The following is a 26,639-nucleotide window of genomic DNA, read 5'->3' as shown; positions in this document are numbered from 1 at the left end:
CTCATGCGCTTCGCGGTGTTCCTTTCGGCCTTCGCTCTGCTGACCTCGGCCGGGTGCGGCGCCGTCGTCGCCGGCCAGGCCGTGCCCGCCCCGGCTGCGCCGTCATCGGCCGCGCCGGTCAGCGGTCCGAAGCCGGCGGGGTTCGGCAAGGTCGTGGCCTACGCTTCGCGGATCGGCGGCACGGGAACCGGCGCGCCGCTCTCGCAGGCGGACCGGCAAAGCTGGGACGCGGCCCAGCAGACCGCCGCCGTGCAGGCGATCGACTGCACGCCCGGCAGGCCCGACCCGCTGGCGGGCCACGACGATCGCTCCCTGCCGCTGGTCACCTGCGGGCAGACCGACGACACGGCCTACGTCCTCGAGCCCGAGTTCCTCCCCGGGAGCGAAGTGGCCGACGCGACGGCCGGCTACGACCAGCAGCGCGGGCAATGGGTCGTGAACCTCACGTTCAAGTCGGCGGGCACGAAGAGCTGGGCCGACTTCACGAGCAAGAACCTCAACCAGCAGGTCGCGTTCGTCTTGGACAGCCGGGTGCTGTCGGCACCGAACATCCAGGTCGCGATCCTCGACGGCACCACCCAGATCACCGGCAAGTTCACCGAGCAGCGCGCTCGCGAACTGGCCCGTCAGATCAGGGGCGGCTAGCCGCCCGTCGCCGCGCGGTGCAGCTTCCGCAACGCACGGACCGCCTCCACCGCACGGTCACGATCGACCGCCTGCACCGCCATCACCGCGTGGTACTCGTCGTCCGGCAGCTCCAACCGCGCCCACGACGCGCCATCCGGGAAGCTCACCGACAGCACCTCGCTCCACGCGAACCGCCGGGTCATCACCACGTTGCGGACCTCGATGCCCTCCTCGTCCGCGCGGACCCTCGCGATCGCGAACAGCATCACCCCGCACGCCAGCAGGATGCCGATGCCGATCATCGCCGCCTGGTCGGAGCGCTGGAAGTGGACGCCCGTGTCGCCGTTGCGCAGCAACACCGCCACCACCACGAACACCGCCAGCAGGGCCACCGCCAGGACGCTGCACATGATCAGTGCGCGGCGGGGGCGGATCACGAGGAGAGTCTTCACGGTCACACGAAACCCCGCTCGGTCCACGGCTGGCGCAGGCTCTTCAGCACGTGCGCCGTGTCCAAGGCGGCCACCGTCGCCTCGTAGCCCTTGTCCTCCTTGGCGCCCGGCCGGCCCGAGCGGTCCACCGCCTGCTCGTGCGTGTCGCACGTCAGGACGCCGTTGCCGACCGCCGTGCTCTCGTCCAGGGCCACGCGGGTCAGGCCCGCCGTCACCGCGTCGCACACGTACTCGAAGTGGGGGGTGCCGCCGCGGATGACCACGCCCAGTGCGACCACCGCGTCGTGGTTGCGGGCCAGTGCCTGCGCCACCACCGGGAGCTCGACCGCGCCCGCGACGTGGACCACCGTCGGGTCCTCCTCCAGCTCCGCCTCGCGCGCCGCGAACAGGGCGCGCTCCAGCAGGACGTCGGTGATGTCCGCGTTCCAGCGGGTCGCCACGATGCCGAGCTTGAGGGACTTGCAGCCGGTCAGGTCCGGCGAAACGTCGGGACGGCCGTCGCCGCTCACTGTGGTCCTCCATCCGAGTGCTCGGTGCCCGCGCCGACCTGGTCGTAGTGCTCCAGCTGGGCCAGGTCGTGCCCCATCCGGTCGCGCTTGGTCCGCAGGTAGCGCAGGTTCTCCGGGTTCGGCGAGATCGGCAGCGGCACGCGCCCGGTGACGCGCAGGCCGTACCCCTCGAGGCCGATCCGCTTGGCCGGGTTGTTCGACAGCAGCCGCATGGTGCGGACGCCGAGGTCGCACAGGATCTGCGCGCCGGTGCCGTAGTCGCGGGCGTCGGCCGGGACGCCGAGGGCGAGGTTCGCGTCCACCGTGTCCGCGCCGTCGTCCTGCAGCTGGTAGGCCTGCAGCTTGTGCAGCAGCCCGATGCCGCGGCCTTCGTGGCCGCGGATGTAGAGCACGACGCCGCGGCCTTCGGCGGCCACCGCTTCCAGTGCCGCTTCCAGCTGCGGGCCGCAGTCGCAGCGCAGCGAGCCGAAGACGTCGCCGGTCAGGCACTCGGAGTGCACGCGCACCAGGATGTCCTGGCCGTCGCCGATCTCGCCGTAGACGAACGCGACGTGCTCGATGCCGTCCAGGAGCGAGTCGTAGCCGACCGCGCGGAATGTGCCCGCGGACAGCGGGATGCGCGCCTCGGCGACGCGCTCGACCTGCTTCTCGGTGCGACGGCGGTAGGCGATCAGGTCGGCGATCGTGATGATCGCCAGGTCGTGGTCGGCCGCGAACACCTCGAGCTCGTCGCGGCGCGCCATGTCGCCTTCGTCCTTCTGCGACACGATCTCGCAGAGGACGCCCGCCGGCGCGAGCCCGGCCAGCCGGGCCAGGTCGACCGACGCCTCGGTGTGCCCGGGGCGGCGCAGCACGCCGCCTTCCTTGGCGCGCAGCGGGACGACGTGGCCGGGGCGGCGGAAGTCCTTCGCCGTCGACGCCGGGTCGGCCAGCAGGCGGATCGTGTGCGCGCGGTCGGCGGCCGAGATGCCGGTGGTGATGCCGTCGGCGGCGTCGACCGTGACGCTGTACGCGGTGCCCCGCGCGTCCTGGTTGGTGTGGTACATCGGCGGCAGGTCCAGCCGGTCCGCTTCGGACTCGGTCAGCGCCACGCAGACGTACCCCGAGGTGTAGCGGACCATGAAGGCCAGCAGCTCCGGCGTCGCCTTCTCGGCGGCGAAGATGAGGTCGCCCTCGTTTTCGCGGTCTTCGTCGTCGACCACGACGACCGCGCGGCCCGCCGCGATGTCCGAGATGGCCCGCTCGATGGCGTCGGCGTCGAACACCGCGCCGGTGCCGCACGGGGTCCAGCCCGCCTCGGGCTCTGCCGCACTCGTCTCACTCATGCGCACACCTCGCTGACGCTCGGCGCGGCCTGAGCCGAACACGCAGTGTTGGATGATTCGTTCGCAGGCTCACTCATGACCGCTCCTCCGTGCCGCCGTCCCGATTGTGCACCTGGTCGCGGATGTGCGCCTCGGCCAGCTTCTCCACGTACTTCGCGACCACGTCGACTTCGAGGTTGACCAGGTCGCCCGCTTCGCGCCCGCCGAGCGTGGTCGCCTCGAGGGTGGTCGGGATCAGGGCCACCGCGAACTGGTCGGCGCTGATCGCCGCGACCGTCAGCGAGATGCCGTCGACCGCGATCGAGCCCTTCTCGACCACGTACCGGGACAGGTGCCCCGGCAGCGCGAACGTCGTGACGCCGTTGCCGTCGCGGCCCAGGAAGACCCCGGTCCCGTCGACGTGGCCCTGCATGATGTGCCCGCCGAGCCGCCCGCCCGCCGGGGTCGCGCGCTCCAGGTTGACCCGGTCGCCGACCGCGACCTTGGCCAGGCTCGAGCGCTGCAGCGTCTCGTTGACGACGTCGACGGTGAACTCGCCGTCCCCCACCTCGACGACGGTCAGGCACACGCCGCTGACCGCGATGGAGTCGCCGTGCGCGGCGTCGCTGGTCACCAGCGGGCCGCGGACCCGCAGCCGCGCCGCGTTGGTCAGCTGCTCGACCGAGGTGACCTCGCCGATCTCCTCGACAATGCCGGTGAACACGTCCTGCCTCCTTGTGCGCCGCTGCTCCCCATCCAACACCCGCCGCGGCCCGGTGGCTTCTCCGGTGCCGCCCGGGTGGGTCAGCCCGCCCGGCCCCGGGCCGCCTGCTCGCGCAGCGCGGCGACCGCTTTGCCCGGGTCGCCGGCGCCGTAGACGGCGGACCCGGCGACGAAGCAGTCGACGCCCGCCGCCGCGGCCTGCTCGATCGTGTCCGCGTTGATGCCGCCGTCGATCTCGACGACCAGCTTCAGGTGCCCGGTGTCGACCAGCCGCCGCGCGGTGCGGACCTTCTCCAGGACGTCGGCGATGAACGACTGCCCGCCGAAGCCCGGCTCGACCGACATCACGAGCAGCGTGTCGTAGTGCTTGAGCGCGTCGAGCCACGGTTCGAGCGCGGTACCCGGCTTGAGCGACAGGCCGGCCTTCGCCCCGGCGGCACGCAGGTTCTTCGCGAGCGCGATCGGGTCCTTCGCGGCTTCGGCGTGCACGGTGACGTTGTAGGCGCCGGCCTCGGCGTAGCCGATCGCCCAGCGGTCCGGGTCGTCGATCATCAGGTGGCAGTCGATCGGCACGTCGGTGCTCTTCAGCAGCGCTTTCACGACGGGGAGGCCGAGGGTCAGGTTGGGCACGAAGTGCGCGTCCATCACGTCGACGTGGACCCAGTCGGCACGGGTCTCCCCGCCGCTCGCGACGGCGGCGATCTCCTCGCCGAGCCGGGCGAAGTCCGCGGACAGGATGCTGGGGGCGATCAGGGGTCGGTCTGCCACGTCCCGAGTGTAGGAGGCCGCTGCTAACGGTCGCTAACCGGTTGTGACCAGGATCTGGCTCCGCGGAGGGAGGTGTGCGCCACTCCGGCCGCCCTAGGCTCGCCGCATGTCCGGATTCTTCCCGTCCCTCGCGCGGATCGGCAGCTACCGAAGCCTGCCGTTCGCCGTCGCGGGCGCACTCCTCATGGTGCCGGTGTCCCCCTTCGCCTTCGCCGCGGCGGTGTCCGTCGAAGCCGATTCACGAGTACGGGCCCTGCTCGCCCTGATCGCCATCGCGGTGCTCACGGGGCTGCTGGGCCTGCTGGGGCCGGTGCGGCGCCTCGGCATCGGGGTGGCGAACGTCCTGCTCGGCACCGCCGTCCCCGCCCCGGCCGGGCGTCCCGACGCCGGTTCGCGGCTGCGCTCGGGCCTGTGGCTCGCCCTGCACACGCTGCTGAGCGGCGTGCTGCTCACCGTGCTCGCGTTCTTCGCGCTGGGGTTGCTCGTGCCCGCGGTCTGGCTGGCCGGCGGCCAGGACCGGATCAGCCTGTTCTGGGACGACGTCCCGCTCGGTGCCTGGTCGGTCCCCTTCGGCGTCGTGCTGCTCGCCGGCGCGATCGTGCTGGTCGCGGGCGCCACCCGCGCCTTCCGGGCCGGCGCCGAGGCGCTGCTCGGGCCGTCGGACACCGAGCGCGCGGTGCTCGCCGAACGCCAGGCCGCCGTGCTCGCCCAGCGCAACCGGCTGGCCCGCGAGCTGCACGACTCGATCGGGCACACGCTCACGACGTCGACGATCCAGGCGGCCGCCGCGGCCGGGCTGATCGAGACCGACCCGGCGCAGGCGCGGCGCGCACTCGGCACGATCGAAGAAGCCTCCCGCAGCGCGCTGGAGGACCTCGACCACGTGCTGGGCCTGCTCCGCGACGAGCCCGCGGCGAAGGAGCCGCAGCGCACGCTGGCCGAGGTCGACGTCCTCGCCGTGCGCGCCCGCGAAGCCGGGCTCGACGTCCGGCTGGCGGTCGCCGGGCCGGTCACCGCGCTGCCGGCCGCGGTGTCGCGGGAGGGCTACCGGATCGTCCAGGAGGGCCTGACGAACGCCCTGCGCCACGCCGGTCCGGGCGCGGTCGACGTCCGGGTCGAGGCCGGGCCGGAGCAGCTCGCCATCGCCGTGGTGAACGCGCTGGCCGTCGATCGGCCGCGGACCGGGCGGCGCGGGCTGACCGGGCTGGCCGAGCGCGTCGAAGCCCTGCGCGGCGAGCTGGCCGCGGGCCCGGACGGCGAGCGGTGGCGGCTGCGCGCGACCATCCCGCTGCGGGCCGGCGCATGACGCCGACGGTGCTGCTCGCCGACGACGAACCGCTGGTCCGCACCGGGTTGCGGGCGCTGCTGGAGCAGCAGGGCCTGCCCGTGGTCGGCGAAGCGGCCGACGGCGCCGAAGTGCTGCCCGCGGTGCGCCGGAGCCGCCCGGACGTCGTGCTGATGGACGTCCGGATGCCCGGCACCGACGGCATCGAAGCCACCCGGCAGGTGCTCGCCGCGCTCGACGACCCGCCGAAGATCCTCGTCGTCACGACGTTCGACAACGACGACTACGTCCACGAAGCGCTGCTGGCCGGGGCCAGCGGGTTCCTGCTGAAGCGGGCGCGCAAGGAGGAGATCGCGCACGCCGTCCGGACCGTCGCCGCCGGGGACTCGCTGCTGTTCCCCGAGGCGATCCGGCGGCTGGTGACCGCGCGGCCGCCGGGCGGGAAGCACGCGCGGGCGGCGAAAACGCTCACCCGGCGCGAAGCCGAGGTGCTCCGGCTGATCGCCGGCGGACTGTCCAACCAGGACATCGCGGCGGCGCTGGTGATCAGCCTGGAGACCGTGAAGACCCACGTGGGCAACATCTTCGGCAAGCTCGGCGCCGGCAACCGCAGCCAAGCGGTGGTCATAGCGTACGAATCGGGCGTCGTGCGGCCGGGACACCTCGCCGGTCAATAACCGACGTGCTCCCGGTCACCCGCGGGAAGTCAGGAGTTCGGCCAGCGGACACCCGGGCGTCACCCCCAGTCCCTGCGCACCACACATGCAGAAGGACTAATAGCACGTGTCCGGAATCCGGGCGCTTACCTCCCGAAGTCCCCCAATGAGGAGAAACATGGCTTCGCTGTTCGCCGGCCGCCGCCGGTGGCTGGTCGCGGGCGCACTCGGCGCCGCGCTGGTCGCCGCCGCCCCCGTCGCCCTGGCCACCAACGGCTCCGACAACGCCGACGCGCGCTCGTCCGCCGGCACCGGTGACCGCACGAACGACGTCCGTTCGGCGATCCAGGGCGGGCACGCCCGCAACGTGATCCTGTTCATCGGCGACGGCATGGGTCAGTCGGAGATCACCGCCGCCCGCAACTACGAGCGCGGCGCCGCCGGCCGGCTCGCGATGGACGAGCTGCCGCTCACCGGCGACTACACGACGTACGCCGTGGAGCAGAACAACCCGGCCAAGCCGAACTACGTGACCGACTCGGCCGCGTCCGGCACCGGCTGGGCCACCGGCACCAAGACCTACAACGGCGCGATCTCCGTCGACGCGTACGGCAACGACGTCCCGACGATCCTCGAGATCGCCAAGCGCAACGGCCTGCGCACCGGCGACGTCACCACCGCCGAGGTCCAGGACGCGACCCCGGCCGTGCTCGGCTCGCACGTCGTCAACCGCGACTGCAAGGGCCCGGTCGAGACGACCGCGAAGTGCGCGAAGAACGCCAAGGAGAACGGCGGCCTCGGCTCGATCTCCGAGCAGCTGGTGCAGACCCGCCCCGACGTCCTGCTGGGCGGCGGCGCGAAGTACTTCAACCAGCCGGTGACGGCCGGGAAGTTCAAGGGCAAGACCGTGCTGGAGCAGGCCAAGGCGGCCGGCTACAACGTCGTGAACACCGCGGCCGACCTGGCGAAGGCGGCGAAGGGCAAGCCGGTCCTCGGCCTGTTCGCCGAGGGCAACATGCCGGTCAACTGGACCGGCCCGGCGGCCGTCCACGGCGGCACCGCGCCTACCCGCTGCGCCACGAACGCGAACCTGCCCAAGACCCAGCCGAAGCTGGCCGACCAGACCCGCAAGGCGCTCGAGCTGCTCGACGACCGCCGTGCGGACAAGGGCTTCTTCCTCCAGGTCGAGGGCGCGAGCATCGACAAGCAGGACCACGCGGCCGACCCGTGCGGCCAGATCGGCGAGACGGTCGACTTCGACGCGGCGATCGCGGCGGGCACGGCGTTCGCCCGCAGCCACCCCGACACCCTGGTGCTGGTGACCGCCGACCACGGCCACAGCAGCCAGATCGTCGAGCCGACGGCCACCCCGGGCCTGACCGCGACGCTCGTCACCAACGAGGGCGCGAACATGACGCTGGCCTACGGCACCGCGGAGACCGGCGGCTCGCAGTCGCACACCGGTACCCAGGTGCGCATCGCGGGTCTCGGCCCGCAGGCGGCCAACATCGTCGGGCTGACCAACCAGACCGACCTCTTCGGGACCCTGAAGCGGGCCCTGAAGCTGCGCTGAGCGTGGTGGGGCAGGCCCCCGGTCCGTTCCGGCGGCCTGCCCCATGCCCCCTGGCGTCCCGGCTCCCTAGCGTGGGGAACACCGAGACACCAGGGGGTTTTCTCATGCGGAAGTCTTTGCGGATCATCACGGCCGGCACGCTCGCCGCCCTGCTCGCGGCCACGACGGCGGCACCGGCGCTCGCGGCCGGGTCACCGGTGGCCGGGTCACCGGTGCAGGCGAGCTTGGACGTCCTGACCGGCCAGGACGGCGTCCCGGGCGCGGCGGCGGTGGTCCAGGACGGCGCCCGGACGCGGGTCACGCGCAGCGGCACCGGCGACGTCACCACCGGGAAACCGTTCCCGCGCAACGGTTCCTTCCGCGCGGGCAGCGTCACGAAGACGTTCGTGGCGACGGTCGTGCTGCAGCTCGTGGGCGAGGGCCGGGTGAAGCTGGACGCGCCGGTTTCGCAGTACCTGCCCGGGTTGCTGCCGGACCACCGGATCACCGTGCGGCAGCTGCTCCAGCACACGAGCGGGCTCTACAACTACACCGACGACCTCGACCTGTCGGACCCGGAGGCGCTGCGCCACCGCGGCGCCGAGCCGGCCGAGCTGGTGGCGATGGCCCTGAAGCACCCGGCGCTGTTCCCGCCGGGCACCGGGTGGTCGTACTCGAACACGAACTACATCGTGGCGGGGATGCTCGTCGAGCGCGTCACGGGGCAGCCGCTGGACACCTCGATCGCGCACCGCATCACCCGGCCGCTCGGCTTGCGCGACACGTACCTGCCCCGCCGCGGCGACGAAAAGCTGCCGTCCCCGCACGCGGTCGGGTACGCCCCGATCGGCGGGAAGCTGGTGGACTTCAGCGACTTCGACGCGACGATCGCGGGCGCGGCGGGCGGCTTGGTGAGCACCCCGGCCGACCTGGACCGGTTCTACGGTGCCTTGCTGGGCGGGCGGTTGCTGCGCCCGGCCGAGCTGACGGAGATGCGCCGCACGGTCCCGGCCGAGCTGGGGGTCCCGGGCGCGCGGTACGGGCTGGGGCTGGGGAGCATTCCGGTGTCGTGCGGGCAGTTCTGGGGGCACGAAGGCGGGATCATCGGCTTCACGAACCTGGCGGGCGTGGGCCCGCACGGCCGCCGCGCAACGGTGGTGCTGAACGAGAACCCGACCCCGGCGGAGACGAGCGGCCACCTCCTGGCGGCCATGGACGCGGCGGTGTGCTCGTAGCCCGGCGGGCCGGAACTGTCGGAGGTGCCCGGTAGCGTGGAAAGTGGGGGGCGCCCCCGCGGCCGGGTGCTCTGATCACCGCGGCCGCCGGGTCAGGGCAGCAGGTCCAGGGCCTCGGTCCAAGGCCGCCGGACGTCCAGGCGGTGCAGCGTCGCCCCGGCTTCCGACAGGGTGTCGAGGTGGCGCTGCCACGCCGGGTGGTGGACCCGGGTCTCCTGGATCTGGTACGCCACCACGATCGTGGTCCCCGGCGCGCCCAGCACGTCGCCCAGCACCGTCAGGGCCTGGTTGTCCGCGATGCCCAGCGCCAGCTTCGCCACCGAGTTGGCCGACGCCGGGGCGAACAGGAACACCTCCGGGTCCGGGTGCGGCCGCGGCTCGCCCGGGAGGCGGGAGACGCTGCGGATCGGCAGGTCGGAGCATGCCGCGACCTCGTCGAGTGCGCCCGCGGACTCCAGCCAGCTCATCGCGGTCGGCGTCAACGTAATTGCCGTCCGCCAGCCGCGCTCCGCGGCGGGGCGGGCCAGCTCGGCGGCGAACCGGACGTCCAGTCCGCCGCACGAGCCGGCCACCAGGCCGAGGGTTCTCACGGTTTGCGCAGCACGCCGCAGAACATCGCGTCCGTGCCGTGGCGGTGCGGCCACAGCTGGACGTACGGGCCGTCGCCGAGCTCCGGGACGCCCGGGAACAACCCGCGCGCGTCCAGCACCTCGGCCTTCAGCCGGCGCGCCGTCTCCGTCAGCACGCCTTCGGTCTCGGCGAGGTGCGGCGAGCAGACGACGTACGTCAGCGCGCCGCCGGGCCGCAGCAGGGCGTAGGCCGCGTTGATCAGCTCGCCCTGCAGCTTCGTCAGGTCGGCGACGTCGGACGGCTGACGCCGCCAGCGTGCTTCCGGCCGCCGCCGCAGGGCGCCGAGGCCGCTGCACGGCGCGTCGACGAGGATCCGGTCGTAGCCCGGCTCCAGGCCGCTCTCGCGCCCGTCGGCGACGTGCACCTTCACCGGCAGCCCGCTCGTGGCCTTCTCGACGAGCTTCGCGCGGTGCGGCGCGATCTCGACAGCGTCCACGGTGGCCCCGCTCAGCGCCGCCAGCGCGCCGAGCAGCGCGGCCTTGCCACCGGGACCCGCGCACAGGTCGAGCCAGCGCTCGTCGGTGCCTTCGACGGGCACCTTCGTCGCGGCGATCGCGCAGAGCTGGCTGCCCTCGTCCTGGACCGCCGCGAGCCGCTCGCGGACCGGCTCCATGCCGGCCGGGTCGCCGGCGCCCGCGGGCAGGTGGACGCCGTAGGGCGAGTACGGCGCCGGGTCGCCGCCGGTGATCGCGGCCAGCTCGTCGGCGCTGATCTCGCCGGGACGGGCGACGAGGTGCACCTCGGGCCGCGCGTCGTCGGCTTCGAGCGCGGCCTTGAGGCCGGCGCCCTTGTCGCCCAGCGCTTCGGCGAACGAGCGGGCGATCCAGCGCGGGTGCGCGGTCCGCAGCGCGTAGGCCCCGATCGGGTCGGCCGCGTCGTCCGGCGCGAGCTCGTCGAGCCACGCCGCTTCGTCCTTTTCGGACACCTTGCGCATGACGGCGTTCGCGAAACCCGTTGCCCACGAACCCCCTTCCGCGCGCACGAGGTCCACAGTGGACGTCACGGCGGCGTGCTCGGGGATGCGCGTGCGCAACAGCTGGTAGACGCCGAGGCGCAGCGCGTCGAGCACCGCGGGGTCGGTCTGCGAGAGCGGCCGCTCCGCGCACGACTCGATGACGGCGTCGAGCAGCCCCTGGGCGCGCGAAGCGCCGTACGCGAGTTCGGTGGCCAGCGCCGCGTCGCGGCCGGTGATCCGCCGCTCGCGCAGCAGGTCCGGCAGGACGAGGTTGGCGTAGGCGTCCTTGGTCCGCACGGCCGCGAGGACGTCGAACGCGGCCTGCCGGGCCGGGTCCACCGACGGCGGGCGGCGCGGGCCTTCCTTGCGCGGCGCCGGGCGGCCCCGCTGCGGTCGTGACGGACGTCGTTCCCTGTTGTCGTTCACCGGAGGCGCTCTCCCTGGTCGATCCTCGTACCGCGCGCCCAGTCGGTGGCCGCCATCCGTTTCTTGCCGGGTGCCTGGACGTCGCCGAGCCGCAGCGGCTTCGTCGCCGTCCCGACCAGCACCCGTTTGCGCTCGACGACGATCTCGCCCGGCGGCGGGCCGGGCTCGTCGAGCACCGTGACCGGGCCGAGCTTGAAGCGCTCGCCGCGGAACTCCGCCCACGCGCCCGGGTCCGGCGTGACCGACCGGATCTGCCGGTCGACCGCCGAGGCCGGGTCGGCGAAGGACACGCGCGCGTCCTCGACCGTCACCTTCGGCGCGTAGCTGAGGCCCTCGGCGGGCTGCTCGCGCGCGACCAGGCTGCCGTCGGCGAGACCGTCCATGGTGGACAGCAGCAGCTTCGCCCCGGACTCCGCGAGCCGCCCGAGCAGGCCGCCCGCCGTGTCGGTGGCGCCGATGGCCTCGGTGACGACGCCGTAGACCGGGCCCGCGTCCAGCTCCTTGACGATCCGGAACGTCGAGGCCCCGGTGATCTCGTCGCCGGCCCGGATCGCGGCCTGCACCGGCGCGGCGCCGCGCCACGCGGGCAGCAGCGAGAAGTGCAGGTTCACCCAGCCGAGCCGCGGGATGTCGAGGGCGGCCTGCGGCAGCAACGCCCCGTAGGCGACGACCGGGCAGGCGTCCGGCGCGAGCTCGGTGAGCCGCGCGAGGAAGGCGGGATCACCGGCGCGGGCGGGCGTGAGGACCTCGATGCCGTGCTCGTCGGCGAGCGCGCCGACGGGCGACCGCACGACCCGGCGGCCGCGGCCGGCCTGCGCATCGGGACGGGTGACGACCGCGACGACCTCGTGCCGCCCGGAGTCGAGCAGCGCGCGCAGCGCGGGGACCGCCGGTTCGGGAGTGCCGGCGAAGACGAGCTTCATCGGCCCACCCCCGGCGGGAGCGGGGTTTCAGGTGGCTGGAACATCGGGGCCGAGTCTAGAAGGCCCCGATGTTCCCGGCGCGCTCGCGCCCTACCAGTGCGCGGGCCACACCACCTGTGCCGCGCCGATGCCGCGCCGGACCGGTTCCGCCGCGGCCAGCCAGCGGCCGTCGCGCAGGTGCTCCACTCCCGTGGCCGCGCCGATCTCCGCCGGGGCCGTCGAGAAGCCCTGGCCGCGAGCGCGCAGCGCCGCCGTCTCGGGCTGGTCCAGGAACGCCTGCTCGACCTGGGCGGCCGCCGAGTTGCGCTGCGATGCCCGCGGGGCCGCGATCGCGTCCTCCAGGGACAACCCCCGGTCCAGGCGGCCGAGGATCACCTGCAGGACCGTCGTGATGATCGACGCGCCACCCGGGGAGCCCGTCGCGAAGAGCGGGCGGCCGTGGTCGAGGACGATCGTCGGGGCCATCGACGAGCGCGGGCGCTTGCCCGGGCCCGGCAGGTTCGGGTCGGGGACGCCCGGCGTCACCGGCGTGAACGAGAAGTCGGTCAGCTCGTTGTTGAGCAGGAACCCGCGGCCCGGCACGACGATGCCGCTGCCGCCCTCCTGCTCGATCGTCAGCGTGTACGCGACGACGTTGCCCCACTTGTCGGCGACCGTCAGGTGGGTGGTGTTCTCGCCCTCGTACGGCGTCGGCGCGGCGGCGGCACCCGCGGCGCACGGCGCCGGGTGGCGCGGGTCGGCCGGGGCGACCGGGCTGGTGGCCGCCTTGTCCTTCGAGATCAGGCAGGCCCGCGTGTCGGCGAAACGCTGGCTGAGCAGTTCGCGCGCCGGGACGTCGACGAACGCCGGGTCGCCGATCCAGCGGTTGCGGTCGGCGAAGGCGAACCGGGTCGACTCCAGGAAGTACTGCAGGTAGTCGGCCTTGCTCGCGTGCTTCAGGTCGAAGTTCTCGAGGATGTTGAGCGCCTCGGCGACGGTCAGCCCGCCGGACGACGGCGCCGGCATGCCGTAGACGTCGAGTCCGTGGTAGCCGGTCTGCGTCGGGCGGCGCTCGATCGCTTCGTAGGCGGCCAGGTCGCCGGTGGTGAGCTTGCCGGGCCGGACGTTCAGCGTCGAGGCCGGGTCGACCGGCGGCTTCTGCACGGTCTTCGCGATGTCCGCGCCGATCGGGCCGCGGTACAGCGCGCCGACGCCCTGGCGTTCGAGCTGCGCGTACGTCGCCGCGAGGTCGGGGTTGCGGAAGACCGTCCCGGGGGCCGGCGGGGCGCCGTCCGGCAGGTACAGCGAGCGCGTCGACGGGAACGCCGAGAACCGCGCCGCGTTGTTCGCGATCTGCGTCTGGAACGTCGAGTCGACGACGAAGCCGTTCCGCGCGAGGTTCTCGGCGGGCTTCAGCGACCTCGCCAGCGAGCGCGTCCCCCACTTGCGCAGCGCTTCGGACCAGGTCGCCGGCGTGCCCGGCACCCCGACGCTGAGCCCGCTGGTGACGGCGTCGTTGAACGGCAGCGGCTGGCCGTTCTCGACGAACAGGTTCGCGTCCGCGGTCTTCGGCGCCGTCTCGCGGCCGTCCAAAGTGTGCACGCGGTGCGTCTTGGCGTCGTAGTAGACGAAGAAGCCGCCCCCGCCGACGCCGGCGGAGAACGGGTCGGTGACCCCGAGCGCGGCGGCGACCGCGACGGCCGCGTCGACGGCGTTGCCGCCGTCGCGCAGGACCTGGGTGCCGATCGCGGTGGCGTCGGCGTCGATGCTGGCCACGGCCCCGCCGAAGCCGACGGCGACCGGCGACTTGGGGGTGGGCGTGGCCGCGGTGGCGGGCCCGCTCGCGACGGTGGTGACGAGCGCGGCGGCAGCGGCGATGACGAGGGTTCGGCGGCATCTGAGCGCGGGCATGCGGGCGAGTCTGCCCCCTGGCTCCCCTGCCTACAAGACGCCAACGGGGCCGATACACCCGTTTCGTCAGCTTTTCACACAGTTCAGGGGTTCCGGAAATTAAATCACATGGAGCAGTGACGTTGCCGTCCTCGCTGTAACAGAATCGTGCGGCGCGGCCTGCACACCGCGCACAGCGAGGGCAACCGGAAGGAACAACTCACCATGACTGCACCACGACGGTGGCGCCGCCTGCTCGGCGCCGCACTCGCGGTCTCAACCTCCCTGCTGGTCGCGACCGCCACCGGCGCCGAGGCTTCGCCGCCGCTCCCCCGGCAAGACGCCACCGGCAACCACGAGATGGGCGCGGCGATCCGCGCCCACGACGGGGTCGCCCCGGCCGGCCTGGCCCCGGCGTCGGTGGACGCGAGTGTCCCCGGCATCGATGTAAGCGCTTACCAGGGGAACGTCAACTGGGCGTCGTACTGGAGCGCGGGCAAGAAGTTCGCCTACGTCAAGGCGACCGAGGGCACCGGCTACACGAACGCGTACTTCAGCCAGCAGTACACGGGTTCCTACAACGTCGGCATGATCCGCGGCGCGTACCACTACGGCCGCCCGGACACCTCGGGCGGCGCGGCGCAGGCCGACTACTTCGTCGCCCACGGCGGCGGCTGGTCGAAGGACGGCAAGACGCTGCCCGGCACGCTCGACATCGAGTGGGGCCCGAACAACGCCTGCTACGGCAAGACCCCCGCGCAGATGGTCGCGTGGATCAAGGCGTTCAGCGACGAGTACCACGCGAAGACGACCCGCTGGCCGGTGATCTACACGGCGACGAGCTGGTGGAGCCAGTGCACCGGCAACACCGGCGACTTCAGCTCGACGAACCCGCTGTGGGTGGCTCGGTACGCCTCTTCGGCGGGCACGCTGCCGTACAACTGGGGCTTCTACACGTTCTGGCAGTACAGCTCCTCGCCGATCGACCAGGACAGCTTCAGCGCGGACATCTCGCGCCTGAAGGTGCTGGCGACCGGCTGATCCCGACTTACCGGGGTTACGCGGGTGGCGCGGTCGCGGAAGACTCGGCCGCGTCACCCACGCCGTGGAGGGAACCCCGTGCGCCTGACCGCCCTACTCCCCCTGCTCGCCGCCGTCCCGCTCTTCGCGTTCCCGGCCGTCGCCACCGCCGCGCCCGGCTGCTTCGACGCCGGTGTTCCGCTGACCGTCGAGGAACAGCGGCTGACCGCTTCCCTGCCCGCGGGTGGTCCCGCCGCCGGACCCGAACTCGTGCGGCTGGCCGGGTTCGACCCGCTCGTCACCGAGGTGAAGCACGACCTCTGTGCGGCACGCACCCCGCGTCGGGCCGAGCGCCTGGTCACGCGGGCCGGCGACCGGCTGTGGCGGACGGCCGTCGACCGGGCGCAGGGCCGCCGTCCCGGCCTGGGCACCCTCGACCGCTTCGACGACCGGCCGCTGTACTGGGCACGGTTGCAGCTGAGCAGCGCGATCCGGCAATGGCGGCCGGCGTTCGGGGTGCCGGACCGGGCGGCCTTGCTCACGGCGTTCGACCGCGGCTCCCGCGGCCTCGACGACGTCCGCTTCCCGCTCGGCACAACGCGGCGGGTCATGGTGAGCGGGTTCGACCCGTTCCAGCTGGACGGCCGGGGCCTCTCGATTTCGAACCCCGCCGGCGCGTCGGCGCTGCAGCTCGACGGCCGCGTCCTCGACACCCCTTCGGGCCCGGCGGTGGTCCAGGCGGTGAGCTTCCCGGTGGTGTGGGGCTACTTCGACCAGGGCATCGTCGAAGCGGCCTACGGCTCGGCGCTGCGAGACCGCGCGCGGCGCCCGGACGTGGTCCTGACGATCAGCCAGGGCCGCCCGGGCCGCTTCGACGTCGAACGCTGGGCGGGCGCCTGGCGCGGCGGCTTCCCGGACAACGACAACGCTTCGGTGACGGGCGGCGTCCCGCCGGCCGCGGGCTGGCCGCAACCGGACGTCCAGTTCATCGAGACGACGCTGCCGTACGCGCGGATGCTCGCGGTGCCGGGTGCGTACCCGGTGAACTTCAACCAGGCGTTCTGCGTGTGGCCGGACTCTTCGCACCCGGGCGAAGGGACGCCGGTGTGCCGTTCGGACGCCCCGGCCCCCGGCGAAATCGCGGCTTCGGGCGGCGGCGGGAACTACCTGAGCAATGAATCGATGCTCCGAGCCAACCGCGTCCGGCTGGGACTGGGCCTGACGTCGGTGGCGGGCGGGCACCTGCACACGCCGGTACTGGGCCAGCCGGCCGATCCGGCAGCGCTGACCGACCCGGCGTTCGAGTCCCGCCGGCAGGCGATCGCGGCCCAGGTGATCGCGCTGACGACCGCGGCGGCGAGCGGCCCGGACGCGGGAATCCGGCTGCAGCCGGCAGCGGAATCCCCGCGAGCGGCGCTGGAATCCTTGCCGGGCACGGTGGTGGGCCGCCGGACCGGACTGGCGACCGGCTGACGGCCGGGCCGGGAACGCGCCACGTGCGCGTTCCCGGCTCCGGTCAGAGCCCGAAAACACCCTTCACCCAGCCGGCCACGGTCTCCTCGCGCAGGGCCGCGCGGCGCTCGCTGCGCAGCGATGACCCCGGCCGGGTCAGGGCCGCCTCCATTGCTTCGGCGGTCGCCGTCAGGTCGAACGGGTCGATCCCGACGGCGAAGCGGCCGAGGCCCTCGATCACGCCGGCGTTCTCCGACAGCAGCAGTGTCGCGTCGTCCGGCAGCAGGTACGCGGCCTCCTTGGCGAAGAGGTTGAGGCCGTCGTAGGTCGAGTTGACCACCGCCGCGTCGCTCATGCTCAGGCCGGCCAGGACGCAGTGGCGGGAGTCGTCGTCCGCGGCCGGGCGGATCAGCGAAACCGCCTCCCGGCCGCCGGTCGCGAACCGGGCGTTGATCCGGTGCACGATCTCCTCCGTCTCCTCCGCGTGGGCGCGGTGGCGGCCGGCGGCGCGGCTCGGCGTCGTCACGACCGCGGCGAACCAGCACTCCGCCGCCAGCTCCGGACGGCGTTCGAGCAGCAGCTCGTAGGCGCGAAACCCGCGGGGCAGGTTCTTCCACAGGTCCAGCCGGTCGGCGCGCAGCATGATCCGGCGCCCGTGCGACCACCGCGCCAGCCGGGTGCGCCACCGCTTCATCGCGGCTTCGCCGGTCATGCGGTCGATCGTGGCGGTGTCGAGGGGGAACGGCGTCGCGACGAGCTCCGTCCGGTGCCCGCCGAGGCGCACGCTCCGCCCGTCGACGACGGCGCCCGGCACGTACCGGGCGCAGCAGCGCAGGAACGCGTCGGCCCACCGGGTCGCGTGGAAGCCCACGACGTCGCAGCGCAGCAGGCTGGTCAGGAGCCGGACGCGGATGCGGCGCGGGATGAGCGCGAAGTAGTCCGGCTCGCACCAGGGCGTGCCGAGGAAGTAGGTGAGCTTGCCGCGGACGGGCTGCTCCGCGGTGAAGAACTCCGGGACCAGCATCAGGTGCGGGTCGTTCAGCAGGACGAGCGTGTCCTCGCCGCCCGCGGCCAGCTCGGCGAGCCGCTTGGCGTAGGTGCGGTTGACCTCCTCGTAGCCGGCCCAGGCGGCCCACAGGGCGTCGTCGAACACCGGCTGGGCCGAGGTGTCGTGCATGTAGTGCAGCAGGCCGAGCAGGAGCCGGATGGAGATTTCGTCGTAGTGCTTGCGCCGCAGGTCTTCCCCGGGCTCGATCGGGTGCAGGAAGACGTCCTCGCCGATCCGCACGGTGTCCGGCGCGTCCGGCCGGTCGGGCGGCGCGGTGAAGATCCAGTGCCCGCCGTGCTGTTCGAGCAACGCGACGAGCATCGGCGCGAGACCGCCGGGCGAGCGGGGCGCGAGCACCCCGCCGTCCCAGCGCGGGCAACTGTTGCTGCAGGTCAGAATCCTCATGAAGGTCGCCTCCTGGCGCGCGTGCAAGTGAGGGCCAGACCGGCGGCGGCGAAGACGCCGAGCCCCGCGGCCAGGCCGCGGTAACCGCCGATCGCCGAGACGACGCCGGCCAGGGGTGCGGCCACCACGGCCGCCAGTCCCATCGCCGCCTCGCCGATTCCTTCGAGGTGGGTGCGCAGTCCGGGGGACGCGGTCGCGCCGAGCAGGGCGCTGCCGCCGACCACGCCGCCGTTCCAGCCCAGTCCGACGAGGACGAGGTGGAGCGTCATCGCCACGGGGTCGTGCTCGCCGGCCATGGCGCCGAGCACGCCGGCGCCGAACAGGAACACGCCGCCGGCCGCGATGAGGTACACCGGGTCGAACCGGTCGGCGAGCGCGCCGGTGACCGCGGACGGGCCGAACATGCACACGACGTGCAGTGCGACCACGAGCCCGACGGCGGTCAGGCCGTCACCGCCCGCGCTCAGGTGGACCGGCGCCACGGTCATGACGCCGACCATGGCGAAGTTCGTCAGCGCGAGCGCGGAGATCGCCGGCCACGCGCGGGACGAGCGCAGGGCCCGCAGGACACCCCCGGTCTCGGCGCCTTCCGGACGTCCGCCGGAGAGACCGGCGCGGGACAGCGCGGCGAACGCGAGGGCCGCGGCCCCGAAGGCCACGATGGCCACCAGGTACGCGCCGGACTCGCGGACGAGGCCGGCGTGCGCGGCCAGCACCGCGCCGGGGCCCAGCAGGACCGGGCTGACGACGGCGCCGGCGGCGGTCGCGGACAGCACCCGCCCCAGGGCGCGGCCGCGGCGGTCCGGGGGAACCACCGCGGCCGCTGCGTACCGTGCCAGGAAGACCGCCGCGTTGGCGGCACCCAGCAGGACGCTCCCGAGGAGAACGAGGGGGAAGCTGCCGCTCGCGCCGGCCGGCACGACCAGCGCGGCGCCGGCCGCGCCGACGGCGAACCCGGCCGCCAACCCGGGACCGCGGCGGCCCTGGGAAGCCAGCCGCGAGATCAGGATGGCGGCACCGGCCTGGCCGGCGAGGTTCATCGCGACCGGAAGCCCGGCCGCCGCGGCCGACCCGGTCATCGCGGTGGCCAGCAACGGACCGGCCGTGCCGCCCGCCGCGAGCCCGGTACTGCCGACCGCGGTGGCGAGCGCCACCAGGGCCGGGACCGCGGCGGTGCCCCGCGGTGGTGGCGGGACCGGCCGGTGCGGCTGCACCGGGACTTCCGACGACAAAGCTTCCCCCTCGTTTCCCCGAACCGCCACGCCAACCCGCGGCGGCGACTGCCGGCTGCCACACGGTGAGGTGCGGCAGCGAGTTCGTGGTGGCGGACCGGGTGGCCCGGCACCAAGCGCGGCTTCAGCTGCCGCGCCGGTTGTAGCGCCGCCACGCCAACCCGCGGCGGCGACTGCCGGCTGCCACACGGTGAGGTGCGGCAGCGAGTTCGTGATGGCGGACCGGGTGGCCCGGCACCAAGCGCGGCAACGACTTGCGGTCCTGCCGGGACTTGCGAACCGCACCCGGGCGGCGCCGGCGACCACACTCGAAGCGCGGCAACGACTTGCGACCCCGGCCGGAACTTGCGAACCGACGGGCGTCACCCGCCGCGCCGGAGCGTGGCGGCAATTTCCGCTGTCTGCCTCGGGTTGGTGCAGCACCGGCAGCCGCGGCAAGGCCGGCGCAAGCCGCACCGGGTCAGACCGCGGCTGCTACCTCCGGCATCGGGCCGGACTCGTACGACAGCAGCCCGGCCAACGCCGCCTGGCGCATGGCCGCCGCCATCAGCAGCGGGGACTCCGCGCGGATTAAGGCCGTGTTCACCAGCGTTGCCGACGCTCCCAGCTCCATCGCCTCGGCGACGTGCCGTGCGCTGCCGATCCCGCCCTCGACGACCACCGGGATGCCGATCTGCTCGATCAGCTCCCGGATCGCCGCCGGGTTCGCGATCCCGCGGCCCGAAGCGACCGGGGACGCCATCACGCGCAGTGCCGCGCAGCCCGCCTCCTCCAGGGCGCGGGCGGTGGCCAGGTCCGGCAGGATGAACGGCAGCAGTTCCATCCCCTCGGCCCGCAGTTCGCGGGCCGCCTCGACGGTGCCCGCGTTGTCCGGCGTGTTGTCGTCGCCGCGCACGTCGAGCTTCAGGATCTCGATGCCCAGCGAATCGCGCAGGATTCTGGCGCTGCGCAAGGCACTTTCCTTGGTGCGGGCGAACGACGTCGTGCCGATCCACGTGAAGTCGTCGAGCGGCAGCTCGTCGGCCAGGTCCATCAGCAGCAGGCTCGAACGGCGGTTGTCCGGGTCCACGGTGGTGATGAAGACGTCCGCGCCCGCCGCGTTGAGGACGTCTCGGACGAGCGGGACCGAGTCGTACTGCTCGATCCCCACGAGGATCCTCGAGCGGAACTCGCGGGCGCCGATCTTCAGCCACGGTTCGTCGGCGACGACGCCGATGTGCGGAATGGTCACTGTTCGTCCGTCCTTTCCAGCGGTTCACGGGTGGTGCGGGCGCGGTGGAGGGTGATGCGGAGCCATTGCGAACAGATCAACGCGAGCACGGCCGAGCCGGTCAGCCACCAGAACACCCCGCGGAACGCGTGCTCTTCGCCTGCCTCGAGACCGTTGGCGATGGTGACCGTGTACAGCGAGCCGCCGAGGGCGCCGCCGATGCGCTGGACGATGTTCACCTGCGTGGTGGCGTCGGGGAGCTGGTCCGGGTGCACCGTCTGGTAGGCCGCGATCCCGGGCGGGACCGCGGTCGCCGCGACCGACGCGCCGAGCAGCACCAGCAGGACCTCGATCAGCACCGGGTCGGCGTTCGCGTCGGCGCCGACGAAGAGGAACGCGATCGTCGTCGCGAGCGCGGCCACGCTGCCCCACGTCGCGACCAGGCCGCCGCCGTAGCGGTCGGTCAGCCGGCCGGTGAGCGGCAGCGCGACCGCCGTGCCGATGCCGAGCGCGAGCATCCGCAGGCCGGTGCCGATCACGCCGTCGTGGTGCAGGATCTCGAAGTACAGCGGGAAAACCAGCGCCGCGCCGAACATCAGGGCGCCGCTGAACACGGCCGCGCCGCTGGCCGCGACGTACACCGGACGCCGGTAGAGCCCGAGGTCCATCAGCGGGTTCGCCCGGCGCCGGGTGCGCAGGACGAACACCGTCAGGCCCGCGACGCCGAGCACGAGCGGCGCGAGCACCGGCCAGGCCGCCATCGTGCCCGCCGAACTCCACGCCGTCAGCGCGTACACCAGCAGCGGGAGGCCGCCGCCGATCCACACGAAACCCCACCAGTCGAGCGGGGTTGCGCCGCCGCGTTCGCCGCGGGGGACGTAGCGGAGGCCGAGCAGCAGGCCGATCGCGCCGATGGGCAGGTTGATCAGGAACAGCCACTCCCACGACAGCGCGTGCAGCACCAGGCCGCCGACCACCGGGCCGAGCGTCGGGGCCAGCGCCGCGGCGATGCCGAGCGTCGACATCACCCGGCCCAGCCGCGCGGCGCCGACCGCCTGGCCGATGATCGTCTGGCCCGCCGGGACCATCAGGCCCGCGGCCAGGCCCTGGACGACGCGCAGGGCGATGAGCCAGCCGACGTCGGGCGCGGCCGCGCACAGCCCGGAGGCGATGGTGAAGGCCACCAGGGCCATCAGCCAGAGCCGCCCCGGGCCGAGCCGGCGGCCCAGCCAGCCGCACAGCGGCAGCGAAACGGCGAGCGCGACGATGTAGGCGGTCGCGACCCACTGCACCTCGGCGAGCCCGGCGTGCAGGTCGTCGCCGATGGTGTCCAGGCCGATGTTGGTCAGCGAAGCGTCGAGCCCGGACGCGAACGCCCCGAACACGATGACCAGCGCGAGCCGCCAGACCGGCCAGCCGATGCGGTCACCCGTGGCCGGTGCGGCGGGCGCGTCCGCGCGGGTCACGCCGGCACCTCTCCCGCCGCCGCCCGGCCCGCGCGCAGCGGGGCCAGCGCCGTCGACCAGGCCACGACCTCGTCGATCATCCGGGTGAGCGTCGGCTCCTGGTGGTCGCCGGGCGCGAACTCGCCCGGCTGCGTCATGTCGGTGATCTTGAAGTCGGCGAAGAGCGACAGCGCCACGCACGAGCGCACGTCCGCGAGCTTGACCTCGGACACCGCGGCCCGCAGGTGCTCGACGGCGCGGATGCCGCCGTGCAGGCCGTAGCTGACGAACCCGGCCGCCTTGTCGCCCCACTCGGCGAAGAGGTAGTCGATCGCGTTCTTCAGCGCGGCCGGGTACGAGTGGTTGTACTCCGGGGTGACGAAGACGAAACCGTCGAACCCGTCGATGACGCGCGCCCAGCGCCGCGTGTGCTCGTTCGCGTAGTCGCCGATCGCCGCCGGTACCGGCTCGTCGAGCAGCGGCAGGTCGAAGTCGGCCAGGTCGACGATTTCGAAGCTGACGTCGCCCGAGCCGGCGTGCCGTTCGGCGACCTCGAGCACCCAGGCGGCGACCAGGGCCGCGCGGCGGCGCGGCCGGGTGCTGCCGGTGATGACGGCGATCCGGGTCATGGTGACTCCTTCTGCTGCGGATACTCGGGAGGCTTCGCCAAGTACAGTACACGTTGTACTTTACCGATGCAACGGGCGTTGTACATCGGTTAGGATCAGCGCATGAACAGCACCGAAGCGGCGGCGCGCCGCCCCCAGCGCTCCAGCGACAAGCGCCGCGCGATCCTCGACGGCGCCCGGGTCACCTTCGCCCGCGAGGGCTACAGCCGGGCGAGCATCGACGCGATCGCCGCCGCGGCGGACGTCTCCACGCGCACCCTGTACAACCACTTCGGCGACAAGGCGCGGCTGTTCCAGGAGGTCATCCAGACCAGCGCGACCGAGGTCGCCGAGGCCCAGCTCGCCCTGCTCGAGAGCCACTTCGGCGCCGTCACCGACGTCGAGGCGGCGCTCACCGCGTTCGCCGTCGCCTGGGCCCGGCCGAACCCGGAGTTCGCCGACCACTTCGCGCTCGTGCAGCAGATCCGGGCCGAGGCCGGCCACCTCCCGCCCGCGGTGCTGGCGGCCTGGCAGCAGGCCGGCCCGCACCGCGTCCAGGCGGAGCTCGCGGCGCGGCTGCGGCAGCTGGCCGAGCGCGGCCTGCTGCGCGTGGAGGACCCCGAGCGCGCCGCGTTCCACCTGTCGCTGCTCGCGGCGGCGGAGGTGGACAGCCGCAGCTACCACGGCGCGATCCCCGTCCCCGCCGCCGAAATCGCCGAGCTCGCCACCGCGGGCGTCCGGGTGTTCCTGCACGGCTACCTCCCCTGACCCTCAGGCGGCGACGCGCGAGCGCGCGCCGTCCAGGACGGGACCGGCGGCCAGGTTCAGGCACGCGAGCAGGCACCGGGCGCCGACGTTGACGTAGCTGCCGTGGCCGACGAACCCGGCGAGCTCGGCCGGGGTCATCCAGCAGAAGTCGTCGGGGACGTCGAGGTCGGCGCCCGGCTCGGTTTCGACGACGAGGTACCGGTTCTCCGCGTGGTGGAACCGGCCGCCCTCCTCCGAGTGGACGACGTCGAGCAGCCGCGCGGACGCCGGTGCCGCGAGCACCTCGTCGAGGAACCGCGGGCGGCCCCCGGCCGGGTAGTTGGCCGGGATGCAGTGCACCGTCGGCGCCATCTCGACGACGTCGTGCGTCCCCGCCTCCGTGCGGGCCTGGACCAGCACCTCGAGCCGGCCGGCCACCCGCCGGCCGAGGAACGCGACGACCCCGCGCCCGTGCGGCGCGATCATCGGCTGCGACCAGCTCTTCACCTCGCGGTGCCCGGCGGTGACGTCGACGCCGATCACCGAGAAGTGCCGTCCGTCGCGGTGGCGGATCTCGTGCGGCCCCCGCTCCCAGTCCGGCAGCGCGGCCAGCGGCGTGCGCGTCCGGCTCAGCCGGTACCGCGCCTTGACCTCGGTGAACCAGCTGACGAGTTCGGCCGTGCGGGCCGGGCCCGGCGCCGCCCCGGCGGCGAACGACAGCCCGGACAGCACCGTCCGGGCGTCCATGTTCACCACGTTGTCGGCCAGCAGCAGCTCGCCCAGCTGCGCCAGGGTCAGCCAGCAGAACCCGGGCCGCACGGGCACGTCCTCGGTCACCTCGATGATCATGTTGCGGTTGCGCTTGCTCAGGAACCACGAGCCCTGCTCGGACTGCAGCGAGTCGAAGACCACCCGGCCGCGGCGCGGGCTGCGGAAGTGGTCGAGGTAGGGCACCGGGCTGCCCTGGTGCACGCGCGTGTAGTTGCTCTTGGTGGCCTGGACGGTCGGCGAGAGCTGGACGCCGTTGACGTTGCCCGGTTCCACCTTGGCCTGCATGAGGTAATGCGGTTCACCGCCGATCTCGCGGGTGAGGATGCCGAGGATGCCGATCTCGGGCTGCACGATGATCGGCTGGGTCCACGCCTCGACGTCGCGGTGGTCGGTGCCGATCGCCAGCCCCTCCACGGTGAAGAACCGCCCGCTGCGGTGGGCGAGGTCGCCGGTGACGGGATCGACCGCCCAGCCGGGCATCCGGTCGAGCCGGGTGCGGGTGACGGTGAAGTCCTGGGCCCGGTCGCGCTCGGCGAGCCAGTCCAGGCATTGCCCGATGTCGTGGAACAACACGATTTCCCTCCCTACGCGAGCGCCGGGGCGCCGGCCGCTTCGGCGATCTGCATGACGTACCGCCCGTAGTCCGAGCCCGACATCGCCGCGCCGAGCCGGTGGCACGCGGCCGCGTCGATGAACCCCATGCGCAGCGCGATCTCCTCGATGCAGGCGATCCGCACGCCCTGGCGGTTTTCGATGATCTGCACGTACTTCGCCGCCTCGGCCATCGCGTCCGGGGTTCCGGTGTCCAGCCAGGCGTACCCGCGGCCCAGGTCGACCAGCGTCGCGCGCCCGCGGTCGAGGTAGGCCCGGTTGACGTCGGTGATCTCCAGCTCGCCCCGCGCCGACGGGCGCTGCCGCGCGGCGATCGAGACGACTTCGCTGTCGTAGAGGTACAACCCGGTGATCGCCCGGTTCGACCGCGGCCGCGCCGGCTTCTCCTCCAGCGACACCAGCCGCCCGGTCTCGTCGGCCTCCCCGACGCCGTAGCGCTCGGGGTCGGCGACCGGGTAGCCGAACAGCGTGCAGCCGTCGAGGTTCTTGATCGCGTCGGCCAGGATCGTCGGGAACCGCGGGCCGTGGAAGATGTTGTCCCCGAGGATGAGCGCCACCGGCTCGTCCCCGATGTGCGCGGCGCCGAGCCGGAACGCGTCCGCGATCCCGCGCGGCCGGTCCTGCTCCGCGTAGGAGATGGTCATCCCCAGCGCGCTCCCGTCGCCGAACAGCCGCTCGTAGGCGGGCCGGTCGGCCGGGGTGGTGATGAGCAGGATGTCGTGGATCCCGGCGAGCTGGAGCACCGAGAACGGGTAGTAGATCATCGGCTTGTCGTAGACCTGCAGCAGCTGCTTGGACGTCGCCTGCGTGACCGGGCCGAGCCGCGAGCCGGTCCCGCCGGCCAGGATGACGCCCTTCACCGCTTCGCCGCCCGTCCGCCGACGAAGTCCTTCACCGACGACGAGACGTAGTCGATCATCTCGTCGGTCAGCCCCGGGTACACCCCGACCCAGAACGTGTTCTCGGTGACGACGTCGCTGTTGGTCAGCTCGCCCGAAACCCGGTAGTGCTGCCCCTGGTAGGCGGGGTGGCGGGTGAGGTTGCCCGCGAACAGCCGCCGGGTCCCGATCTTGCGTTCTTCCAGGAACGACACCAGTTCCGCGCGGGTGAAGGGCGCGTCGGCCGTGACGGTCAGCGCGAACCCGAACCAGCTCGGGTCGCTACGCGGGGTCGCTTCCGGGAGCAGCAGGTGCGGCAGCCCGTCGACGGCGTCGCGCAGGCGCCGCCAGTTCCGCCGCCGCGCCGCGCAGAACTCGTCGAGCTTCGCCAGCTGCGAAAGCCCCAGCGCGGCTTGCAGGTCCGTCGTCTTCAGGTTGTAGCCGACGTGGGAAAAGATGTACTTGTGGTCGTAGCCGGCCGGCAGGTCGCCCAGCCGGTAGTCGAACCGCTTGAGGCACTTGTTGCTCTCCCCCGGCTCGCACCAGCAGTCCCGGCCCCAGTCGCGCAGGGACTCCACGATCCGGGCCAGGCCCAGGTCCGCGGTGAGCACGCAGCCGCCTTCGCCCATGGTGAGGTGGTGGGCCGGGTAGAAACTGACGGTGGTGAGGTCGCCGAAGGTCCCGGTGAGCCGCCCGTCGTAGGTCGAGCCGACGGCGTCGCAGTTGTCCTCGACGAGGAACAGGTCCTTCTCTTCGGCGAGCCGGGCGATTTCCGTGGCCTCGAAAGGGTTTCCGAGCGCGTGCGCGACCATGATCGCCCGGGTGCGGTCGGACACCGCGGCCGCGACCCGCTCGGCCGTGGTGTTGTAGGTGCCCAGCTCGATGTCGACGAACACCGGCACCAGGCCGTTCTGCAGGATCGGGTTCACCGTGGTCGGGAACCCGGCGGCGACGGTGATCACCTCGTCACCGGGGCGCAGCCGCCGCTCGCCGAGCTGCGGCGAGGTGAGCGCGGACAGCGCGAGCAGGTTGGCCGACGAGCCGGAGTTGGTCAGGTGCGCCTTGCGGCGGCCGAGTTTGCGGGCGAAGCGCGATTCGAACGTCCTCGACGCCCCGCCGGCGGCGATCTTCAGGTCGAGCGCGGCCGCGGCCAGCGCGACGCGGTCGTCGGCGTCCAGCACGGCGCCGGAGGGCCAGATTTCGGTTTCCCCGGGCACGAACCCCCGCCCGGTTCCGGCTTCGGCGTGGTAGGCCCGGACGTCGTCGAGTATCGAATTCCTGCGGTCGGTCATGCGTC

General features: G+C 73.2%; 25 protein-coding genes. 8 read left to right on the top strand and 17 right to left on the bottom strand.

From position 1 onward, the window contains the following. Positions 1 to 3 precede the first annotated feature (3 nt). Entirely contained in the window at positions 4 to 645 is a 642-nt protein-coding gene (locus tag ACLJQM_RS23880) for a SecDF P1 head subdomain-containing protein (protein ID WP_410632816.1), read from the top strand. Here the strand turns inward: ACLJQM_RS23880 and ACLJQM_RS23875 are convergent. From ACLJQM_RS23875 to rpe, 5 genes are all read right to left on the bottom strand, one after another. Next, complete coding sequence (locus tag ACLJQM_RS23875) at positions 642 to 1,085, bottom strand: PH domain-containing protein (protein WP_410632814.1); 444 nt, start codon at positions 1,083 to 1,085, stop codon at positions 642 to 644. The two genes, ACLJQM_RS23880 and ACLJQM_RS23875, sit on opposite strands and share 4 nt — an antisense overlap. Further along, entirely contained in the window at positions 1,082 to 1,588 is a 507-nt protein-coding gene (gene ribH / locus ACLJQM_RS23870) for a 6,7-dimethyl-8-ribityllumazine synthase (protein WP_360773402.1), read from the bottom strand. The genes ACLJQM_RS23875 and ribH overlap by 4 nt, the downstream gene beginning before the upstream one ends. Beyond that, positions 1,585 to 2,913, bottom strand: a complete 1,329-nt coding sequence (locus tag ACLJQM_RS23865) for a bifunctional 3,4-dihydroxy-2-butanone-4-phosphate synthase/GTP cyclohydrolase II (protein ID WP_410632813.1) — start codon at positions 2,911 to 2,913, stop codon at positions 1,585 to 1,587. The genes ribH and ACLJQM_RS23865 overlap by 4 nt, the downstream gene beginning before the upstream one ends. A gap of 73 nt (positions 2,914 to 2,986) precedes the next feature. Next, positions 2,987 to 3,616, bottom strand: coding sequence for a riboflavin synthase (locus tag ACLJQM_RS23860; RefSeq protein WP_360773408.1), 630 nt, complete (start codon positions 3,614 to 3,616; stop codon positions 2,987 to 2,989). Positions 3,617 to 3,696: 80 nt separating this feature from the next. After that, entirely contained in the window at positions 3,697 to 4,368 is a 672-nt protein-coding gene (rpe, locus tag ACLJQM_RS23855) for a ribulose-phosphate 3-epimerase (RefSeq protein WP_410632894.1), read from the bottom strand. A 121-nt stretch (positions 4,369 to 4,489) separates the two neighbouring features. Here rpe and ACLJQM_RS23850 point away from each other — a divergent pair, with 121 nt between their 5' ends. The 4 genes from ACLJQM_RS23850 to ACLJQM_RS23835 all read left to right on the top strand — a co-directional run bounded on the left by ACLJQM_RS23850 (position 4,490) and on the right by ACLJQM_RS23835 (position 9,111). Next, complete coding sequence (locus ACLJQM_RS23850) at positions 4,490 to 5,689, top strand: sensor histidine kinase (RefSeq protein WP_410632811.1); 1,200 nt, start codon at positions 4,490 to 4,492, stop codon at positions 5,687 to 5,689. Beyond that, positions 5,686 to 6,345 carry a response regulator gene (locus ACLJQM_RS23845; RefSeq protein ID WP_410632809.1) on the top strand — a complete coding sequence of 220 codons (660 nt, stop codon included), beginning with the start codon at positions 5,686 to 5,688 and terminating at the stop codon, positions 6,343 to 6,345. Before ACLJQM_RS23850 ends, ACLJQM_RS23845 begins: the two co-directional genes overlap by 4 nt. A gap of 157 nt (positions 6,346 to 6,502) precedes the next feature. Continuing rightward, positions 6,503 to 7,897: an alkaline phosphatase gene (phoA, locus tag ACLJQM_RS23840; protein WP_360773416.1), complete on the top strand. Its 1,395-nt coding sequence runs from the start codon at positions 6,503 to 6,505 to the stop codon at positions 7,895 to 7,897. Between the two features lie 104 nt (positions 7,898 to 8,001). Then, positions 8,002 to 9,111: a serine hydrolase domain-containing protein gene (locus ACLJQM_RS23835; RefSeq protein ID WP_410632808.1), complete on the top strand. Its 1,110-nt coding sequence runs from the start codon at positions 8,002 to 8,004 to the stop codon at positions 9,109 to 9,111. A 92-nt stretch (positions 9,112 to 9,203) separates the two neighbouring features. On the opposite strand, the gene ACLJQM_RS23830 is transcribed toward ACLJQM_RS23835, so the two are convergent. The 4 genes from ACLJQM_RS23830 to ggt form a co-directional block, all read right to left on the bottom strand. After that, positions 9,204 to 9,701 carry a flavoprotein gene (locus tag ACLJQM_RS23830; protein ID WP_360773422.1) on the bottom strand — a complete coding sequence of 166 codons (498 nt, stop codon included), beginning with the start codon at positions 9,699 to 9,701 and terminating at the stop codon, positions 9,204 to 9,206. Beyond that, on the bottom strand, positions 9,698 to 11,122 hold the full coding sequence (locus ACLJQM_RS23825; protein WP_360773425.1) for an RsmB/NOP family class I SAM-dependent RNA methyltransferase: 1,425 nt from the start codon (positions 11,120 to 11,122) through the stop codon (positions 9,698 to 9,700). Before ACLJQM_RS23825 ends, ACLJQM_RS23830 begins: the two co-directional genes overlap by 4 nt. After that, positions 11,119 to 12,045, bottom strand: a complete 927-nt coding sequence (fmt, locus tag ACLJQM_RS23820) for a methionyl-tRNA formyltransferase (protein ID WP_247011580.1) — start codon at positions 12,043 to 12,045, stop codon at positions 11,119 to 11,121. Before fmt ends, ACLJQM_RS23825 begins: the two co-directional genes overlap by 4 nt. A gap of 90 nt (positions 12,046 to 12,135) precedes the next feature. Continuing rightward, the gene (gene ggt, locus ACLJQM_RS23815) at positions 12,136 to 13,935 is read right to left on the bottom strand and encodes a gamma-glutamyltransferase (protein ID WP_360773429.1); all 1,800 of its coding nucleotides are present in this window, start codon (positions 13,933 to 13,935) and stop codon (positions 12,136 to 12,138) included. A 204-nt stretch (positions 13,936 to 14,139) separates the two neighbouring features. Here ggt and ACLJQM_RS23810 point away from each other — a divergent pair, with 204 nt between their 5' ends. Both ACLJQM_RS23810 and ACLJQM_RS23805 read left to right on the top strand, forming a co-directional pair. Next, entirely contained in the window at positions 14,140 to 14,955 is an 816-nt protein-coding gene (locus ACLJQM_RS23810; protein ID WP_360773431.1) for a lysozyme, read from the top strand. 78 nt (positions 14,956 to 15,033) lie between these two features. Further along, positions 15,034 to 16,407 (top strand): hypothetical protein, encoded by a 1,374-nt coding sequence (locus ACLJQM_RS23805; RefSeq protein WP_410632807.1) that lies wholly within the window; start codon positions 15,034 to 15,036, stop codon positions 16,405 to 16,407. 43 nt (positions 16,408 to 16,450) lie between these two features. Here the strand turns inward: ACLJQM_RS23805 and ACLJQM_RS23800 are convergent, their stop codons facing one another. From ACLJQM_RS23800 to ACLJQM_RS23780, 5 genes are all read right to left on the bottom strand, one after another. Then, on the bottom strand, positions 16,451 to 17,839 hold the full coding sequence (locus ACLJQM_RS23800; RefSeq protein WP_410632806.1) for a trehalose-6-phosphate synthase: 1,389 nt from the start codon (positions 17,837 to 17,839) through the stop codon (positions 16,451 to 16,453). Further along, positions 17,836 to 19,071: an MFS transporter gene (locus tag ACLJQM_RS23795; RefSeq protein WP_410632805.1), complete on the bottom strand. Its 1,236-nt coding sequence runs from the start codon at positions 19,069 to 19,071 to the stop codon at positions 17,836 to 17,838. Before ACLJQM_RS23795 ends, ACLJQM_RS23800 begins: the two co-directional genes overlap by 4 nt. A gap of 460 nt (positions 19,072 to 19,531) precedes the next feature. After that, positions 19,532 to 20,302 carry a HisA/HisF-related TIM barrel protein gene (locus tag ACLJQM_RS23790; RefSeq protein ID WP_410632804.1) on the bottom strand — a complete coding sequence of 257 codons (771 nt, stop codon included), beginning with the start codon at positions 20,300 to 20,302 and terminating at the stop codon, positions 19,532 to 19,534. Further along, positions 20,299 to 21,747, bottom strand: a complete 1,449-nt coding sequence (locus tag ACLJQM_RS23785; protein ID WP_360773442.1) for a DHA2 family efflux MFS transporter permease subunit — start codon at positions 21,745 to 21,747, stop codon at positions 20,299 to 20,301. Before ACLJQM_RS23785 ends, ACLJQM_RS23790 begins: the two co-directional genes overlap by 4 nt. Continuing rightward, positions 21,744 to 22,355: an NADPH-dependent FMN reductase gene (locus tag ACLJQM_RS23780; protein ID WP_247011598.1), complete on the bottom strand. Its 612-nt coding sequence runs from the start codon at positions 22,353 to 22,355 to the stop codon at positions 21,744 to 21,746. Before ACLJQM_RS23780 ends, ACLJQM_RS23785 begins: the two co-directional genes overlap by 4 nt. Before the next feature lie 102 nt (positions 22,356 to 22,457). Here ACLJQM_RS23780 and ACLJQM_RS23775 point away from each other — a divergent pair, with 102 nt between their 5' ends. Further along, positions 22,458 to 23,102 (top strand): TetR/AcrR family transcriptional regulator, encoded by a 645-nt coding sequence (locus ACLJQM_RS23775; RefSeq protein ID WP_247011600.1) that lies wholly within the window; start codon positions 22,458 to 22,460, stop codon positions 23,100 to 23,102. 3 nt (positions 23,103 to 23,105) lie between these two features. Here ACLJQM_RS23775 and ACLJQM_RS23770 read toward each other — a convergent pair whose 3' ends face one another. Genes ACLJQM_RS23770 through rfbH form a run of 3 tightly spaced genes read right to left on the bottom strand, consistent with a single transcriptional unit; the run spans position 23,106 to position 26,634 of the window. Continuing rightward, positions 23,106 to 24,425 (bottom strand): NDP-hexose 2,3-dehydratase family protein, encoded by a 1,320-nt coding sequence (locus ACLJQM_RS23770; protein WP_410632803.1) that lies wholly within the window; start codon positions 24,423 to 24,425, stop codon positions 23,106 to 23,108. Between the two features lie 11 nt (positions 24,426 to 24,436). Next, positions 24,437 to 25,324 carry a glucose-1-phosphate thymidylyltransferase RfbA gene (rfbA, locus tag ACLJQM_RS23765; RefSeq protein ID WP_247011604.1) on the bottom strand — a complete coding sequence of 296 codons (888 nt, stop codon included), beginning with the start codon at positions 25,322 to 25,324 and terminating at the stop codon, positions 24,437 to 24,439. Beyond that, positions 25,321 to 26,634 (bottom strand): lipopolysaccharide biosynthesis protein RfbH, encoded by a 1,314-nt coding sequence (gene rfbH / locus ACLJQM_RS23760; protein ID WP_410632802.1) that lies wholly within the window; start codon positions 26,632 to 26,634, stop codon positions 25,321 to 25,323. Before rfbH ends, rfbA begins: the two co-directional genes overlap by 4 nt. Between the last annotated feature and the right edge of the window lie 5 nt (positions 26,635 to 26,639).

It is taken from the genome of Amycolatopsis sp. cmx-4-83, from assembly GCF_046548815.1.
Lineage (GTDB): Bacteria > Actinomycetota > Actinomycetes > Mycobacteriales > Pseudonocardiaceae > Amycolatopsis > Amycolatopsis pretoriensis_A.
Note: the sequence above shows the minus strand (reverse complement) of the source record. Positions and strands in the feature narration are given on the sequence as shown.

Excerpts from the sequence above, each read along its gene's own strand:
- ggt (WP_360773429.1), bottom strand. The coding sequence starts at position 13,935 with ATGCCCGCGCTCAGATGCCGCCGAACCCTCGTCATCGCCGCTGCCGCC.
- ACLJQM_RS23835 (WP_410632808.1), top strand. The coding sequence starts at position 8,002 with ATGCGGAAGTCTTTGCGGATCATCACGGCCGGCACGCTCGCCGCCCTG.
- rfbH (WP_410632802.1), bottom strand. The coding sequence starts at position 26,634 with ATGACCGACCGCAGGAATTCGATACTCGACGACGTCCGGGCCTACCAC.
- ACLJQM_RS23775 (WP_247011600.1), top strand. The coding sequence starts at position 22,458 with ATGAACAGCACCGAAGCGGCGGCGCGCCGCCCCCAGCGCTCCAGCGAC.
- ACLJQM_RS23845 (WP_410632809.1), top strand. The coding sequence starts at position 5,686 with ATGACGCCGACGGTGCTGCTCGCCGACGACGAACCGCTGGTCCGCACC.
- ACLJQM_RS23865 (WP_410632813.1), bottom strand. The coding sequence starts at position 2,913 with ATGAGTGAGACGAGTGCGGCAGAGCCCGAGGCGGGCTGGACCCCGTGC.
- ACLJQM_RS23850 (WP_410632811.1), top strand. The coding sequence starts at position 4,490 with ATGTCCGGATTCTTCCCGTCCCTCGCGCGGATCGGCAGCTACCGAAGC.
- ACLJQM_RS23880 (WP_410632816.1), top strand. The coding sequence starts at position 4 with ATGCGCTTCGCGGTGTTCCTTTCGGCCTTCGCTCTGCTGACCTCGGCC.
- ACLJQM_RS23780 (WP_247011598.1), bottom strand. The coding sequence starts at position 22,355 with ATGACCCGGATCGCCGTCATCACCGGCAGCACCCGGCCGCGCCGCCGC.
- ACLJQM_RS23810 (WP_360773431.1), top strand. The coding sequence starts at position 14,140 with ATGACTGCACCACGACGGTGGCGCCGCCTGCTCGGCGCCGCACTCGCG.
- fmt (WP_247011580.1), bottom strand. The coding sequence starts at position 12,045 with ATGAAGCTCGTCTTCGCCGGCACTCCCGAACCGGCGGTCCCCGCGCTG.
- phoA (WP_360773416.1), top strand. The coding sequence starts at position 6,503 with ATGGCTTCGCTGTTCGCCGGCCGCCGCCGGTGGCTGGTCGCGGGCGCA.
- ACLJQM_RS23800 (WP_410632806.1), bottom strand. The coding sequence starts at position 17,839 with ATGAGGATTCTGACCTGCAGCAACAGTTGCCCGCGCTGGGACGGCGGG.